Consider the following 2042-nt stretch of genomic DNA (forward strand, 5'->3'; position numbering starts at 1 on the left):
GGGGGAAGAATGGGGGGACGTCGTTTCCCACCGTGAGGTCCCCGCCATGCGCGTCATCAACTTCAACGCCGGCCCCGCCGGTCTGCCCCTGCCAGCCCTTGAGCGGGCCCGGGATGAGCTGCTCGACTTCCACGGCACGGGCATGTCCATCATGGAGCACAGCCACCGGGGCAAGGACTACGAGGGCGTCCACGACGAGGCCATCGCGCTCCTCACGGAGCTCCTGGGCATCCCGGCCACGCACGAGGTCCTGTTCCTCACCGGCGGCGCGTCCCAGCAGTTCGCCCAGGTGCCCATGAACTTCCTGTCGCCGGGTGCTTCCGCCGACTACCTGATGACGGGCGTCTGGAGCGAGAAGGCCTTCGACGAAGCGAAGTTCTTCGGCACGCCCCGCGTCGCTGCAACCACCGTGCAGGCGGACAAGCGCTACCAGCGCGTCCCCAAGCAGTCCGAGCTGCAGATCGATCCCCGCGCCGCCTACGTGCACCTGACGAGCAACAACACCATCTTCGGCTCGCAGTGGCACACCTTCCCGGACGTGGGGAACGTCCCGCTGGTGGCGGACATGAGCTCCGACTTCATCTGGAGGCCCACCGACGTCAGCCGCTTCGCGTTCATCTACGCGGGCGCGCAGAAGAACCTGGGGCCTTCGGGCGTCACGCTGATCATCGCCGCGAAGGACTTCCTCGCGAAGGGCCGCAAGGACATCCCCAGGTACTTCCGCTACACGACCCACTCGGAGAACCACTCGCTCTACAACACGCCCCCCACGCTGGCCATCTACCTGGTGCGCAACGTGCTCGCGTGGGTGAAGGAGCTGGGCGGCCTGCCCGCGCTGGAGAAGCGCAACCGCGAGAAGGCGGACGCGCTGTACGGCGCCATCGACCGCAACGCGGGCTTCTACCGGGCCCCCGTGGAGCGCGAGTCCCGTTCAGTGATGAACGTCGTCTTCCACCTTCCCACGGAAGAACTGGATGCGGCCTTTGTCGCGCAGGCGAAGCAGGCGCAGATGGTGGGCCTCAAGGGCCACCGCACCGCGGGCGGCATCCGCGTGTCGCTCTACAACGCGGTTTCGCCGCAGGACGTCAAAACGCTGACGTCCTTCATGGATCACTTCGTGAAGATGCACGGGTAGGCTCACGTCGACATTGCGCAGAACAACCTGGAGGCATTCCATGAAGAAGACGCTGACCGCCGTGCTGCTGTCCCTGACGCTCGCCGCGCCCGTCATGGCCAAGGACATCGCCGGGGTGAAGTACCCGGACACCGCCACGGTGAATGGCAAGGAGCTCAAGCTCAACGGCGTCGGCCTGCGCAAGAAGGCCATCTTCAAGGTCTACACCGCGGGCCTGTACGTGGAGACGCCGTCGAAGGACGCCGCGCAGATCCTCAACGCGGATGAGATCCGGCGCGTGCGCCTGTTCATGAAGCGCGACCTCAAGAAGGATCAGATCACCGAGGCCATCGAGAACGGCTTCAAGAAGAACGCCGGCCCCAACCTGCCCAAGCTCCAGGCCCGCCTGGAGACCTTCAAGGCCGCCATCCCCGCAGAGATCAAGGAAGGCGAGGAGCTGATCCTCACCTACGTCCCCGGCAAGGGCACCAACGTGCAGACCAAGGGCGGTCAGGCCATCGACGTGGAGGGCAAGGACTTCGCGGACGCGCTCTTCTCCGTCTGGCTGGGCAAGGACCCCGTGGATGACGGCCTCCGCGACGGGATGCTGGGCAAGGAAGACTGACGTCCCGTTTCACCCGGAGTCCGGCAGGCGCCTCGCGATGTCCCTCCTCACCGGAGGGCGTCCGCGGGGCGTCGTCGTTTCTTCGCCCCATTGCTTCAGTGGTGGACAGCGCGGGGCGTCAGGGCGCTTCGCGTGCAGTTGATGCTGGAATGCCCTGGCAGGTCGGGCGTTGATGCGCGCCGAGACAACCCACCCCTTGTTCGCGTTGGAGAGCGCTGTGAAGCGTCTGGCCCTGTTCGCTGCCTCCTGTGTCCTTGGCGCCGCCTGCAAGACGGCGGAGCCCACCCCCGAGCCGTCCCGGGC

At 66.4% G+C, this 2042-nt stretch carries 2 protein-coding genes; both read left to right on the top strand.

Annotation, left to right across the window (positions count from 1 at the left end; genetic code table 11):
* The first annotated feature begins 46 nt into the window (after positions 1-46).
* Positions 47-1135, top strand: coding sequence for a 3-phosphoserine/phosphohydroxythreonine transaminase (gene serC / locus D7V93_RS42270; protein WP_120648596.1), 1089 nt, complete (start codon positions 47-49; stop codon positions 1133-1135).
* 40 nt (positions 1136-1175) lie between these two features.
* Positions 1176-1739, top strand: a complete 564-nt coding sequence (locus D7V93_RS42275) for a chalcone isomerase family protein (RefSeq protein WP_120648597.1) — start codon at positions 1176-1178, stop codon at positions 1737-1739.
* Positions 1740-2042: the final 303 nt, after the last annotated feature.

Source organism: Corallococcus llansteffanensis (genome assembly GCF_003612055.1).
In the GTDB taxonomy this organism is placed as follows: domain Bacteria; phylum Myxococcota; class Myxococcia; order Myxococcales; family Myxococcaceae; genus Corallococcus; species Corallococcus llansteffanensis.